The organism is Flavobacterium sp. WG21 (genome assembly GCF_000335775.1).
GTDB classification, from domain to species: Bacteria; Bacteroidota; Bacteroidia; order Flavobacteriales; family Flavobacteriaceae; genus Flavobacterium; species Flavobacterium tructae.
This window is the reverse complement of sequence record NZ_AMYW01000009.1, coordinates 1-14,668: the sequence shown is the minus strand read 5'-3', so window position 1 is coordinate 14,668 and position 14,668 is coordinate 1. Positions and strand designations below refer to the sequence as shown.

The 14,668-nt window shown below is 35.1% G+C and carries 9 protein-coding genes; 5 read left to right on the top strand and 4 right to left on the bottom strand.

Annotation, left to right across the window (positions count from 1 at the left end):
• The first annotated feature begins 2 nt into the window (after window positions 1-2).
• From C245_RS0109145 to C245_RS0109125, 5 genes are all read left to right on the top strand, one after another.
• The gene (locus C245_RS0109145; protein ID WP_017496290.1) at window positions 3-1,718 is read left to right on the top strand and encodes a carbamoyltransferase C-terminal domain-containing protein; all 1,716 of its coding nucleotides are present in this window, start codon (window positions 3-5) and stop codon (window positions 1,716-1,718) included.
• Between the two features lie 319 nt (window positions 1,719-2,037).
• Window positions 2,038-2,829, top strand: coding sequence for a bifunctional 2-polyprenyl-6-hydroxyphenol methylase/3-demethylubiquinol 3-O-methyltransferase UbiG (locus C245_RS0109140; RefSeq protein WP_017496289.1), 792 nt, complete (start codon window positions 2,038-2,040; stop codon window positions 2,827-2,829).
• A gap of 3 nt (window positions 2,830-2,832) precedes the next feature.
• Window positions 2,833-3,780: a cysteine synthase family protein gene (locus C245_RS0109135; protein WP_017496288.1), complete on the top strand. Its 948-nt coding sequence runs from the start codon at window positions 2,833-2,835 to the stop codon at window positions 3,778-3,780.
• Window positions 3,767-4,732, top strand: a complete 966-nt coding sequence (locus C245_RS0109130) for a hypothetical protein (protein ID WP_017496287.1) — start codon at window positions 3,767-3,769, stop codon at window positions 4,730-4,732. The genes C245_RS0109135 and C245_RS0109130 overlap by 14 nt, the downstream gene beginning before the upstream one ends.
• A gap of 177 nt (window positions 4,733-4,909) precedes the next feature.
• Complete coding sequence (locus C245_RS0109125) at window positions 4,910-9,352, top strand: non-ribosomal peptide synthetase (protein ID WP_017496286.1); 4,443 nt, start codon at window positions 4,910-4,912, stop codon at window positions 9,350-9,352.
• Window positions 9,353-9,731: 379 nt separating this feature from the next.
• On the opposite strand, the gene C245_RS0109120 is transcribed toward C245_RS0109125, so the two are convergent.
• The 4 genes from C245_RS0109120 to C245_RS0109105 all read right to left on the bottom strand — a co-directional run.
• On the bottom strand, window positions 9,732-10,211 hold the full coding sequence (locus C245_RS0109120; protein ID WP_017496285.1) for a hypothetical protein: 480 nt from the start codon (window positions 10,209-10,211) through the stop codon (window positions 9,732-9,734).
• Between the two features lie 81 nt (window positions 10,212-10,292).
• Entirely contained in the window at window positions 10,293-12,227 is a 1,935-nt protein-coding gene (locus C245_RS0109115) for an OmpA family protein (protein WP_017496284.1), read from the bottom strand.
• Between the two features lie 11 nt (window positions 12,228-12,238).
• On the bottom strand, window positions 12,239-13,156 hold the full coding sequence (locus C245_RS0109110) for a type IX secretion system membrane protein PorP/SprF (protein ID WP_017496283.1): 918 nt from the start codon (window positions 13,154-13,156) through the stop codon (window positions 12,239-12,241).
• Between the two features lie 144 nt (window positions 13,157-13,300).
• A partial coding sequence (locus C245_RS0109105) for a gliding motility-associated C-terminal domain-containing protein (protein ID WP_017496282.1) occupies window positions 13,301-14,668 on the bottom strand: 1,368 nt, incomplete at its 5' end.

Genomic DNA, 14,668 nt, shown 5'->3' with positions numbered 1-14,668 from the left:
TTATGAGAAATATTATTTTAGGAATAAATTGTGTATACCATGAATCAGCGGCATGCTTAATAATTGATAACAAAGTAGTGGCGGCTATTGAAGAAGAAAGACTCTCAAGAGTCAAACATGCAAAAGAATCAAAAATTGACAATCCGGATGAATTGCCGATTCTTGCAATAAACAAATGTCTCGAGATGGGGGGAGTAAGTTTAGAAGATGTTTCTCTAATAGGGTTTTCATTTAAACCTGAAAGAAGATTAGAAAACATACCTTCAGAAGATCGTTTCGTACCAAACAATTGGGGTTGTGAGGATGGCGAAAAGTTATTCTATGATAAATTAACACAAATTCCTCAAAAACTCCAGGAAATGGGGTTCAAGGGACAGTTTAGCTTTATCGAACATGCGATAGCACATTGTGCATCAGCATACTATCCATCTCCGTTTAGTGATGCGGCCATACTTTCTATTGACGGAATCGGTGAGTTTGAATCGACCACCCTTGCTTACGGACATGGCAAAAATATTGATGTAGTACAACAAATTGCTTATCCTAATTCGATTGGTTTTTTATGGGAGAAAATTTCTAAATTTTTAGGCTTTTCAGAATACGATGCATGTAAAGTAATGAGCGTAGCATCGTTCGGAAATCCTTTAACATTCGAAGAGGAATTCAGTAAGATAATTTCCATCAATGATCAAACTATTTTTGAACTGGATAATGAGGTACTGTGCTTCAGGGTTGAAGATTATTCTAAGTTAGAAAAGTTATTCAACATTAAAAAAAGAGAAACATTAGATGAATTAGAAGAGGTACACAAGGATATTGCCGCTGCTCTGCAAAAATGGACAACCGATATTATTGTAAAAGTTACCGACAGGCTTTTTGAAGAAACAAAATCTGAAAATCTTTGTGTTGCGGGTGGTGTAGCTTTAAACTGTGTTGCCAACACTATCGCTTTTGAAAATAGTAAATTCAAAAATATTTTTATACAGCCGGCAGCAAATGATGCGGGAACTGCATTGGGAGCGGCTTTAAAACTGAATATTGAAGCAGAAGGTAATTTAGAAGGATTGGTTTTGGACAATACGTTCTTAGGGCCTTCATTTACGACCGAAGAAATACACAATGAAATGTCTAAGAGAAATCTGGTGTATTCACATGTGGAAGACATAGAAGTGAAAGCAGCAGAACTTATTAAAGCAGGTAATATTATTGGATGGTTTCAGGGAGCAATGGAATTTGGACCCCGGGCGCTTGGAAACAGAAGTCTTTTGGCAGATCCGAGAAATTTCCATATGATTAAAAAACTCAATTCAATAGTAAAACACCGGGAAGATCACAGACCATTTTGCCCAAGTGTTTTATCAGAAGAAACAGAAAACTGGTTTGACATTAAAAAAAGCACACCTGTATCCGAGTACATGCTTATGGCTTACCCGGCTTTAACCAATAAAAAAGAACTTATACCGGCAGTAGTGCATGTTGACGGGACTTCGAGAATACAGGCCGTTAATCAGAAAACCAATCCAAAATATCATGGGTTAATATCAGAATTCTATAAACTAACCGGTATCCCGATGGTTTTAAACACTTCTTTTAATGATAGAGAACCAATTGTTTGTACTCCTGAGGATGCGATAAAAACTTTTCTGAAATCCAATATTGATTATTTGGTTATGGGTAATTTTATTTTAAACAAACAGGATAATCTGGAAAAAGTGTAATCTTTTTGATGCTGAGAACGAAAATTTTGAAAAAGATTCACCAACTATTGAATGTATCTTTGTATAGGTATCCGTCTATTGCAGAAGTAGTTAATCGTATTGATAAAAACTCGGGACTGTTTTAAAAGAAGCGATGAGACAAGTGGAATCAGTACAGCGATGCTACTATTGATAACGAAATTAATGGTCAACAGTTGAGATCCGTATTCAGAAAAAAAATCACAGAAGAAGTACTGGCGTTAAACAATTATTTTTTCGCCAGTGCTTTTAAAGGAATGTTTAAAAAAGAACTCCTAATAATCAAAAAATTATACACGATATGGATTATAAAAAATATACCGAAGCAAACAGGATCGCATGGAATGAGGTGAATCCAATGCATCAGGATTTTAAGAAGAGATATAAAAGCAAATTCACTTTAGAGGACTTTAGTACCTTGGATGAGAACCTTCTGGAAGTATTAAATAAAATAACATTCCAAAACAAATCAATACTTCAACTGTGCTGTAACGACGGTGAGGAACTGATTTCGTTAAAAAAAATGAATGCCGGCACATGTGTCGGTATCGATATCTCTGACGAAGCGATCGATTCGGCACGTTTTCTAAACGACCAACTGGGGCTTGACTGTACATTTCATGTCTATGATGTTTATGAAATGGACGAAATTATAGAAAACGAAAAATTTGATATCGTATTAATGACAGTAGGTGCCCTGGTTTGGCTGCCTGATTTGAATCAGATCATCAAAAAAATCTCTAAAGCATTATCTCCTGAAGGATTTCTGGTTATTCAGGAGCAACATCCTTTTAGCTGGCTTATCGATGAGGATATGAAACTTTCGGAAGAAGAAAATTATTTTAGAAAAGAACCATTAAAAGAGGAGGGTGGCCTGGATTATTTAGGAAAAACCGAATATGAAGGAAGCGCAAACTATAGTTTTAATTATACGTTCTCCGACCTATTCAATGCCATTGCCGATAATGGGCTGTCACTTTACAAATTATTTGAATATGCGAATGATATATCAAATTTAAAAGAAGACCTGGAACAAAAAGAACTTTCCTATCCGTTGTCCTATATCTGCATTGCAAAAAAACACAAATCCTAATCGATGAATACATTATTAGACAAACTGTACAAACTAAAAAAACTTATTGGAAATACTCCTTTGTATAATATATGCGCAGAGAAGAATATTTTTATAAAAGTAGAATACTATCAACTGGGTGGTAGTATAAAAATGCGATCTGCATTTAAAGTAATAGAAGAAGCAATTCTTGATGGTTCAATCAATGAAGACACAGTTGTAATCGAATCTACTTCGGGAAATTTTGGGATAGCGCTCGCTTTGATCTGCAGAAAACTGGACCTAAAGTTTATACCGGTTATAGATCCGTGCATCTCTTTATACAAAAAGAAAAAGCTGGAACTGCTGTGCAGTCACATCGTTCAGATCACACAAAAAGACGAGACCGGTAATTATTTACTGAACAGAATAAAATTTATCAAAAACTATCTTGAAGAAAATAAAAATTCTTTCCAGCCCAACCAATATAAAAACAAGAATTGTTACCTGGCTTATAATGCGATGATGGAGGAGATAAAAGATCAAATTGATGAAATAGACTATATTTTTATTTCTGTGAGTTCGGGAGCCACAGTCACCGGATTATCACAGCATATCAAGAAGTATTTTCCAAAAATAAAGATTATAGCGGTAGATATTGAAGGCTCACTGATTTTTTCTACCATAACCAAAGAACGCAAACTACCGGGTATTGGTGCCAGCAAAACATCTGATTTTATTGCCCTGGCAGACATACATGATCATGTTATTTTAAGTGAAGAGGAAATCATAAGCGGCTGCCAAAAACTTTTCCATGAGTACGGTATCCTGGCTGGTGCTTCCGGAGGAGCGGCTTTTTATGCTGCCTTGCAAAATATTGAAAATTCTGAAAAGAAACAGAATTGCCTGGTCATTATACCCGATTCCGGCGATGATTACCTGGAATTAATAGATTATAAATGCTTTCAACAAACTTCTTATGAAATACATTAATGAACAAAATATATTGGAAATAGGGAATAACTGGAATGAAATTATTCAGGTTATTGAAGATACTGTTCTCCTGTTAGAAAAAAAGGATTACGCACAACCTATAAAACCATACCTTAGATATAAAGATTTAAAAAACAGAATAATCGCTATGCCGGCTTATGTAGGAGGAGATTATAATATTTCGGGCATAAAATGGATCGCCAGCTTTCCTGACAATATAAAAAATAATCTCCCGAGGGCCAATTCAGTTATTATTCTCAATAATGCCGATACCGGTGTTCCCATATCGGTGATAAATACGCCCATGGTCTCGGCCATACGTACATCGGCAGTTACTGGTGCGATCATAAAAAGCTACAGAGAAGCAGTAGAAATTAAGGAGAAAATAAATTTTGGTATTATTGGTTTAGGACCAATTGGGAGGATGCATCTTGAGATGATTTTTACTTTGCATGAAGATATCATTGACAAAATTTATGTCTACGATATCAATCCAATTGACACAGAGTTGCTGCCCGAAAAATGGAAACATAAAATCGTACTCGCAAACGATTGGGAACAAGCGTATTTAAACTCAAAAATTTTTATTACCTGTACGGCCTCGTCAAAAAGATACATCAATCTTCCACCTCCAAAGGGTTCGTTGCAACTCAATGTTTCATTAAGAGATTATGAAGCCGATGTTTATGATTTTATTGACTGCGTGATTGTTGATAATTGGGACGAAGTATGCCGCGAAAACACCGATATTGAAATGATGCACCAGACAAAAGGACTGCTGGAGAAAGACGTTCTTATAATCACGGATGTCTTATCCGGAAAATTAAGAAAAACTATAAAAGCAAACGATACCATAATGTTCTGTCCTATGGGGATGGCGATTTTTGATATCGGGATAGCCAAATATTTCTATGAATTATCGCAAGATAAGCGTATCGGACAAACGTTGTAATTTTTAGGAAAACACGTAATGCCAAAACCGAAAGAAGAAGCAAAACGATTATCGCAGTTATCCATACTGATGCCTTTTTTTAATAGACCGATAGAATCATAAAACTGGACTACGGCCAAGCAATTATGGATAAAAAGTAACTGATAATGTTATGGAACTACTATAAAAAGAATATTCATGAAACTGACATTGCCCCAACAAGATATTTACTTCGAACAATTATTATTTCCTAATGAGCCTGTTTACAATATTGGGGCTAAAATCGAAATTAAAGGTCAAGTAAACATAGAAATATTCAAAAGAGCCTATGTTGCCTTGATTGATCAGCACGATGTTTATAGAAGTATTATTGTAAAAAAGGAAGAAAATGTTGGTATTCAAATAGTAGCAGACCATCAATCGGAACTGGGGTATATTGATTTTTCAGACTTTGAAAACCCAACTGAGGAAGCAAATCTCTATATGCAAAAGGAATTTATGAAACCTTTTGATTTATTAAAAGGAAGCCTTTTGCATATTTTCACTTTAGTAAAAGTTCAGGACGATTTTTACTATTTATTCTCGGTGTATCATCATATCATAACCGATGGCTGGGGAACTTCATTAATGTTTCAAAGATTGGTTCAGAACTACAATGAGATTTCTGAATATGGCGCAATTATTTCCGATTATCCATTTAGTTACAAAGACTTTGAACAAGATGATTTCGAATATCAAAATTCAGAATCATTAAAACAAGATTTAGAATACTGGTCTCAAAAATTCAAACCATTACCGGAGAATTTATTCGATAAGTTAGATGACCGTGTGCAAATAAACAAAAGCAGCCGTAAAGAACTGATTATTGCAAGAGAGGTTTACAACCAATTAAATGAACTAGCCACAAGCTATAAATGTTCCACTTTTGCTCTAATTTTAGGAATTCTGTACACTTATTTTGGCAGAAAACACGAAAACAACGATTTTGCTATCGGCTTGCCCGTTTTAAACAGAAGTAAGTCTGCTTATAAAAAAACGGTGGGGCTTTTTATGGGAATTTCTCCTTTGAGAATGTCATTGGACTTTGAAGCGACTTTTCAGGATTTAATAATTGATATCAAAAATCAGTTAAAACAAGATTATCGCCACCAGCGACTGCCCTTAGGAAAGTTAATTCAGGAATTGCAGTTGTACAGTCAAAAAGAGCGATTGTTTAATATCACACTTTCTTACGAAAAACAAGATTACTCCGCTCATTTTAAAAACACACAAACCAAAGTAATTCCATTAAGTCATCAATCAGAAAGAGTAGCTCTGGCTTTGTACATAAGAGAATTTGACGAATCAGAAGATGTGAAAATTGATTTTGACTATAATTTGAATTATTTTGATGAGGTTAGTATCACACAAGTGGTCAATCATTTTGAAAAGTTGGTTCATGCTGTTTTAAATAATTCAGATAAAAAACTAAAAGAGTTAACCTACTTAACCAAAGAAGAAAAGCAACAAGTAGTATTTGATTTTAACCGTACAAAAGTTGAGTATCCAAAAGATAAAACGGTACTGGATTTATTTCAGGAACAAGTTAAAAGAGTACCTGAAAAAATTGCAGTAAAAGAGGAGACAAAATCATATTCTTATAGCGAACTGGATAAGCTATCCAGCCAGATAGCAACTTATATTGTTTCAAAATTTGGTACGGAAGATAAAGCACCAATTGCTGTTTTGTTAGGTCGCTCTGCTAATATGATCGCTGTTTTGTTAGGGATTTTAAAAACAGGCAGATCTTATATTCCGTTAGATCCTGCTTTTCCAAAAGACCGTTTAAGCTATATTGTGGCCCATAGTCAAACCGGCATCATTATTAACGAAAATAATAATGAAATTGAGGCGATCAAACAGGTAAAGACCATAGCATTAGAACATATTCTTGCTGAAATTGAGGATCTACATACAACAGCTTTTCAAAACGTATCCCCACAAGATACGGCCTATATTATATACACATCAGGATCAACAGGGAATCCAAAAGGAGTTGAAATTGGACATCAGTCATTGCTTAATTTCTTAACCAGTATGCAGCAGGTACCCGGAATTAATGAAAATGACATTTTATTTTCAGTAACAACTTATTCTTTTGATATTTCTATATTAGAATTTTTTGCACCCTTAATTTCAGGAGCAACCTTATATATTGCTAACCAGAATTTGTTATCCGATCCTAATTTAATCATTAGAAAAATAGAAGAACTCAAACCCACAATCCTTCAGGCCACACCAAGTTTTTATCAAATGTTATTCAATGCCAACTGGCAGGGCGATAAACAACTAAAAGTATTATGTGGCGGCGATTTGTTAAGCGAATCACTAGCCCAAAAACTAATCAGCCACAGTTCCGCATTATGGAATATGTACGGACCAACCGAAACGACTATTTGGTCCAGCATAAAAAAAATAGAGCACCCCTCGCAAGCCTCCAATATTGGTAAACCCATCAACAATACGCAATTCTATATTTTAGATGCGTTTTTAGGTCCAAAACCGATCGGAATTCCGGGAGCCCTTTATATTGCTGGCGATGGATTGGCACTGGGATATTATAAAAACAACGAATTAACCAAAGAAAAATTCATCCAAAATCCTTTTGATACGAATACTTTGTGTTACGAAACAGGTGATGTTGGAAAATGGAATCACAATGGAGAAATAGAATTTTTAGGGCGAAATGACAATCAGGTAAAAATTAGAGGTTATCGAATAGAATTGGGCGATATTGAGTCGCAATTCAATCAAATAGCTGCAATTAAAGATACTGTTGTCATTGCTAAAAAAGGAGCGCAACAAGAAGCTTTTTTAATCGCTTATGTTTTAAAAAATCAAGAGTTCATCGATACAATTGAAATTACGAATCAATTGAAAAAGACGCTTCCGTACTATATGATTCCGAATGCAATTATTCCACTGGAAGAATTTCCGCTTACGCCCAATCAAAAAGTAGATAGAAAATTGTTGTCACAAAGAGAGATTCAGTATAATACAAACGAAGAGCATTTTAAAGAACCGGTTTCCGATTTAGAAATAAAACTATCACACTATTGGGCAACAGTATTAAATACAAAAGAAGCCATAAGTGTAACGGATAACTTCTTTGCGCTTGGTGGCCATTCTTTGAATGCAGTAAAATTGATTGGATTAATTTCCCGAAACCTTTATGTAGAGATTACTTTAAAAACGATTTTTGATTTCCCGACTATAAAAGCACTGGCTGTTTATTTACAAGAGTTAAAGCCAACCCAATCGAATGCCATACCTTTAGCTGAAATCAAAGATTTATATGATTTGACTCCTGCTCAATATACCATTTGGCTGGCTTCTCAGCAAACAAAGAATTCGATTGCTTATAATATGTCTGCCGGCTATACTATTGAGGGAATTATAGATACAGCTAAAGTGAACCAGTCCATCAATCAAATCATTGAAAAGTATGAAATTCTAAGAACCAATTTTATTGAAATTGATGGAATTCCGTATCAAAAAATAAATGCTCCGGAAAAGAATAGATTTGAAATTGTTGTACATCAATTAAAAAATGATTCCATCGAAGAAGCGATCGATCGATTAAGTAATACCGAATTTGACTTAGAAAAAGACGTGTTGATAAGAGCTCAATTGATACCCTTAGAAACGAATCAACATTTACTCCTTTTTTCGACACATCACATTATGATGGATGGCTTATCACTGGAAATTTTTATCAAAGAATTTATCCGAAACTATAATCAAAGCACTCAAAATCGAACAAAAGAGAACAGTCTAAAACTTCAGTTTAAAGATTATTCGGAGTGGTTTAATAAAACAGTAAAAGAGGATCAATCTAAAAATAAGTTGTTTTGGAAAAATTATCTTCAAAACTATACACCTAAAAATTCATTTGACAGGGATTTTAGTATTCAGAATAATAAACAAAACGGAAGTAAATTATCATTTGAGCTCACAGAAGAAGTTACGCTCCTTTTAAAACACCTGGCTGCCGAAAAGCAAATGACTTTCTACACCCTTTTAGTGGCTTCAATCAATACTCTAATTTATAAACTATCCAACCATTCTGATATATGCATTGGTACCGTAAATTCAGGAAGAAATAGCTATGATTTAAACAATCAAATAGGAATGTTTGTGAAAACTCTGGTGCTGAGAACTCAAATACAGTCAGAACAAACTTTTACAGATGTATGGGAGAATGTTAATCATAACATACTGGAAATAAACAATTATCAGGATCTGCCATTTGACAAAATAGCGTCGGATATTTTCGATCTGATGCTGGTCTATCAAAAACCCGAATTTAATTTTGAAAACAGCATTGAATTAGATGAATTGAAATTAGCATCTTATCCAATTGAAAGCAAATTCAGTAGAATACCTATTGTGTTTAATTTGTTTGAAAGTGAGCATCAGTTAAAAGGAACTATCGATTACAATTCTGATTTGTTTGAGGAAGATACCATACAAATGATTGTATCAGAATTTGGTAAAATGCTAAATGAAATTGTCGTTAATCCTTTAAGGAAGATTGGAGAAATAGACGATAAATTACAGCAGGAAATCAACACGACATTAGATTTTGATTTTAATTTTTAAAGGATTGAATCGCCAAAGCTGCGCAAATGTCTCTGACTTTGCGCTTTTTTTTGCACTTGTGAATCATTACAGTTTATAAAAGTCCCAAAGCTGCGCAAATGTCTCCGACTTTGCGCTTTTTTTTGCACTTATGAATTATTACAGTTTATAAAAGTCTCCTGACTTTTTACCGTTATTTTTTAATATTGTTTTAAATCTTTTCTTTTCTGGAAATTACATCTAAGAAATTTACTTTTAAAGTCTGACACTTTATTACTTATATGCTTTAAACTAGATAGTGTAAGTTGGCGCAAAGTCAGAGACATTTGCGCAGCGCGAAAAATGATTTATTATATAAAGAAAGGGAGTACTTGCCAAGTACCCCTTTCTTTTTTACGTTTTAGTGTTTGCCATGTCCATGCCCTTTTCCATGTCCATTGCCATTTCCGTGCCCATTATCTTTATATTCTTTATATTCTTTGTTGTTCCCTTTCCCTGGTTTTTGACCAATTGTTTTTTGTGGTTTTCCTTTGTAGCCTTTACCATATTTTACTTTGTGAGTTTTATAATTGTCATAGGGTGAATTGCCTCTGTAATCGGTTAGTACCACTTTATATTCGTTATAAAGGTCATAGTTTCTGTAACTTCTCGGCAAATTTCTAGTTCTGATCCATTTTCCGTTACTTATGTAAATGTAATTGGATGCATTGATGTCGTAGTACATCTCGAGATCCGGTAAATAATAATAACGGACATCTGTATAACCCACAGGACCCCATGCTGGCGGTGTTCCAATATTTACATTAACCGATACCTGTGCCTGTAAAGAGCTTACGGCAATGAATGTCATTGCAATAAAGAAGTATTTTAGTGATTTCATGATTTCAAATGGTATTAAATTATTAATAATCTAAAGTAAAACAAAAATCGAACCTAAAATTAATTGATTGGTACTTTTTTATTATAAAGCCGTAATAATAAATTCACTACGTCTGTTCATTTGGTGCTCTTCTTCGGTACAAGGCACTCCATCCGAACATTTGTTTACCAGTTCAGTTTCTCCGTATCCTTTACCTGTTAATCGCTGTGGTGCGATACCATTTTTGATCAGCCATTGTATGGTAGATTTGGCTCTTCTGTCGGATAGGGCTTCATTGTATTTAAATGTTGCCCGACTATCGGTATGAGAACGAATGTCTAATTTCATATTCGGATACTGGTTTAGTACATCAAGTATTTTTTCTAAATCTAAAGCTGCCTCTGTGCGAATGTTTGATTTATCCAGATCAAAATAGATCATTTTAATGCCAAAACATTTACCCAGATCATCACCTATGGTTACCAGGCAATCCGATTTTTCTAATGCTATTGATAAATTTGTTCTTCCATTTTTATTTGAGATTGTTATACTTTCTTCTTTGGTATAATATTTCTCTTTTTCAGCTCTCAGGAAGTAGGTTGCCCCACATTCTACAGGAAAAGTGTAGTTTCCGTTTGAATCAGAGTTGGCTGTTGCGATGACTTTATTGCTGTCGGAATATAAACTTAGTTTGGTTTGTGGTAAGACTTCTCCCGTAGCCAGATCAGTTATAGTTCCGTATAATTCCTGAACACAGGTTAGTGGTATTCTTTCCAAAAATTGATAAATATCATCAGAGCCTTTTCCGCCATCTTTATTGGAACTAAAAAAACCTTTTTTCGATTTGGTATCGATTATGTAAGCAAAATCATCTTTAGGAGAATTGATATCGGCTCCAAGATTTTGAACATTACTTACGTCGGTATTGCTTAATTTTCCAACAAAAACGTCCAAACCTCCCAGTCCCGGATGTCCGTCTGACGCAAAGTAAATTTCATTTTGATCGTTTATATAGGGAAAGCTTTCTTTTCCTTCGGTGTTAACACCTGGGCCCAAATTCTCAGGAATGCCAAATTCTCCATTACCGTTAATACTAACTTTGTAGAGATCAGATTGTCCTATTGATCCCGGCATATCCGATGCAAAATAGAGTGTTTTTTCGTCAGGACTTAAAGCAGGATGTGCCGTGCTGTAATTATTACTGTCAAAAGGAAGCTCTGTTATATTGGTCCATTCACCGTTTTCAAATGTAGCTTTGTATATTTTTACTAAAGTAATTTTACTTTCATTTTTCCCTTTTTTCCCATTTATATAATTGTTTCTCGTAAAATAAACAGTTTTTCCATCTTTTGTAAAAACAGGAGTCGACTCATGGAATTTGGTGTTTATTTTAGATTTGAATTTTTTGGGAGCATTAGGATTAAAATTCTCATCGATATCGGATTGATATAAATTGGTAAAATGCTCACCAGTCCATTTGTGAATTCTTTGACTGAAATTACCGGTATCTCTGGCTGAGGCAAATATAATTTTGTGTTGATAGAAAGCTGTTCCATAATCGGAGTATTTACTGTTTATTCCTGCATTTTCGATAGTGTAGCGGCCCGAATTGGCTTTTATTTTATCCAGATAATTTTTATCTGTTTCATATAGTTTGGCTCTGCTGTCGTTTTTTGATTTTTGTCGGAATAAATCCATCATTTGATTGGCTTTGGCTGTATCTCCGGTTGATTTTAATGATTGTGCATATCGATAGTAATATTCAGGTTCAACTTCAGTATTCTGAGCAAATAATTCGCCATACCATTTTGCTGCTTTTTCGAATTCGGAATTGAAGTAAAAGGAATTACCTAACTTCTTAAAGAGATCTTCTGATTTGTAACCTTTTTCGGCTACTCTCTGATACGTTTTAATTGCATCGATATAGGCATAGTTATCGTACTTTTTGTCTCCGGAAACAATTTTACCCTGTTGCGCAAAACTGTTAGATAAAAAAACACTTACTACGGTGGTGCAAAGGAGTATATATTTTTTCATGATAAAAAATTTTAGAAGAAACGAGGAGTTGTCATTTTACTATTTTTTCTGAAGAATTCATAGCGCAGGAAGATTTCATGCGAACCAGAATTGTAATTGTTTAATTTAGTGGTTTCACGGTCGTAACCATATCCTATGTACAGACCATCACTAATCTGAAACCCGGCCATAGCACTAAGCGAGGCACTCCATCTGTAGGCAACACCTAACACAAGTTTATCCATAAACATAAAGTTGGCAGAAACGTCTACCTGAAGCGGAGCTCCCTGAACCATTTTTGTGAGTAAAGCGGGTTTGAATTTGATGTATTGAAGTCTGTCAAGATCAAAAACATACCCGGCAATTAAATAATAATTGATTCTGTCTTTGTAAATGGCATAATCATTATCATCGTACCGATTGGTTTCGATAAAATTAGGTACTGATAAACCGATGTAGGCTTTATCTGAATGCCAATAGACTCCGGCTCCTACATTGGGAGAGAATTTATTGTTCAGGTCCTGAAACTGTGGATCACCCTGGCTTTCCGGATTTAATTTAGTAACATCGAGATTAAAAAAATTGGCTGAGCCTTTAATCCCGAATGAAAGTTTAAAATCTGCTGAGGTTTGTATGGTATAAGAAAGATCTGCAGAAAAAGTATTTTCATTTGTAGGCCCAATCTTGTCATTGACCAGCGAAACTCCAACTCCCAAATTACTATTGTTTATTGGAGTATTTACAGAAAAGGTACTGGTTTTCGGTGCTCCGTCAAGTCCAACCCATTGCGTACGATATAATCCGAAAATGCTTAATGCTCCTCGTGAGCCCGCATATGCCGGATTGATATTTATAGTATTGTACATATATTGTGTAAACTGCGCATCTTGCTGTGCATAACTTACTATAGCAGTAAATACCAGGACGAAAGAAAGTAATTTTGTTTTCATAGTAGGTAAATTATTTTAATATTGTTATTGCCTTTTGAATCTTAAAAAAAATAAGCTAAATGAATTCAGAAATCTATTACATGAGTTTTTCAATTGAAAACCATCCTGATCACTGATGAATTACGCAATCAGGATGGTATCTGCTTATCTGGAAAGATATAAGTATCCGTCTTTTTTGTTCATTTGTATTGCACCATTTCCATCTACGGAGGTGTAATTAAGAATGTAAAAGTAAGTTCCTGTTGGAAGACCATCTGATTGACTTACTGTTGTTCTTCCTCTTGAAATGCCATCAAAAGCATTGGTGGTATTGTTGTAATTTTTAGTATCGAATACTAATACCCCCCAACGGTTGTATATTTCGACACTATTGTCAGGATAACAAGCTGTGTCTTCAATATGGTCGATAACAAATCGGTCGTTTATACCGTCGTTATTAGGAGAGAATGCGTTATGAACCAGTATCGTTCCGCAGGCCAAAACTTTGCAATCATCATTAACCGCAAGGTTTACCACTAAACTTCTTGGACACGCTTCGTCTTTTATTTGATATTCAAATGAATAGTTACCAGTCGGAAGTCCAAAAGTAGTTACAACACTGCCGTTTAGTGCACCGGTATTATTGGTATCAATCCAGGTACCGGTTGTAGAAGTATTTCTAGGCAACGGACCTAACAAATTAACCGTTGAAGTATCGGCATTACAGGCTTCAATTGCAAAAGGAGCTGTCGTAACAATATCATGTACAACTGTTATGGTTTGTACGAGTATTGTTTTATTGCCGGCACAATCGGATAAAGTGTATGTTCTTGTTAAGATATAAGGACTGTTTCCACAACCAGTGCCTCCATTATTAGAATCACTTACGGTTACCGTTACGGTTTGGCTGCAATTATCGGCAGTATTGGTTACGGCTCCCGTATTGGCAACAGGAATATCTGCTATGTTTTGTAAAGTAACATCTGCCGGAATTGTTCCTGTTGGAGGAGTAGTATCCTTAACAGTAATTAGCTGTGTGTAGGAAGTTGTATTACCACTACAATCGCTGCTGGTCCACGTACGGGTCAGTGTATAATTTGTGCTGCATTCATTTTCAATACTGTTTTTTGTTTCAGTATAAACTACCGGCACATTAGCATTACAATTATCTGATGCTGTTATATTAGCCGGTGCAGGAACTTTATCACATGATACTGTAATATTCGCAGGAAGGACTCCATTAAAGACTGGTTTGCTGGTATCTTCGATTGTAATCACCTGAGTGAAAGTATCTGTAATATTGTTGCAATTGTCTTTTGCTACCCAACTGTTTGTATAGGTTCCGGCATTTGCACAAGTAGCAGAGGGTACAAACTGTCCTGTAGTTTTCACGATCGTCACATCGCTATCACAATTATCGGTTGCTACAGGCGCACTGGCTTGTGCAGTTGTCAGCCCTTCGGTATCACTACATTGAATGGTTTTATTCAAACTTCCCGCTAGAGTGGTCCAGGTAGGTTTGGTGGTATCTTC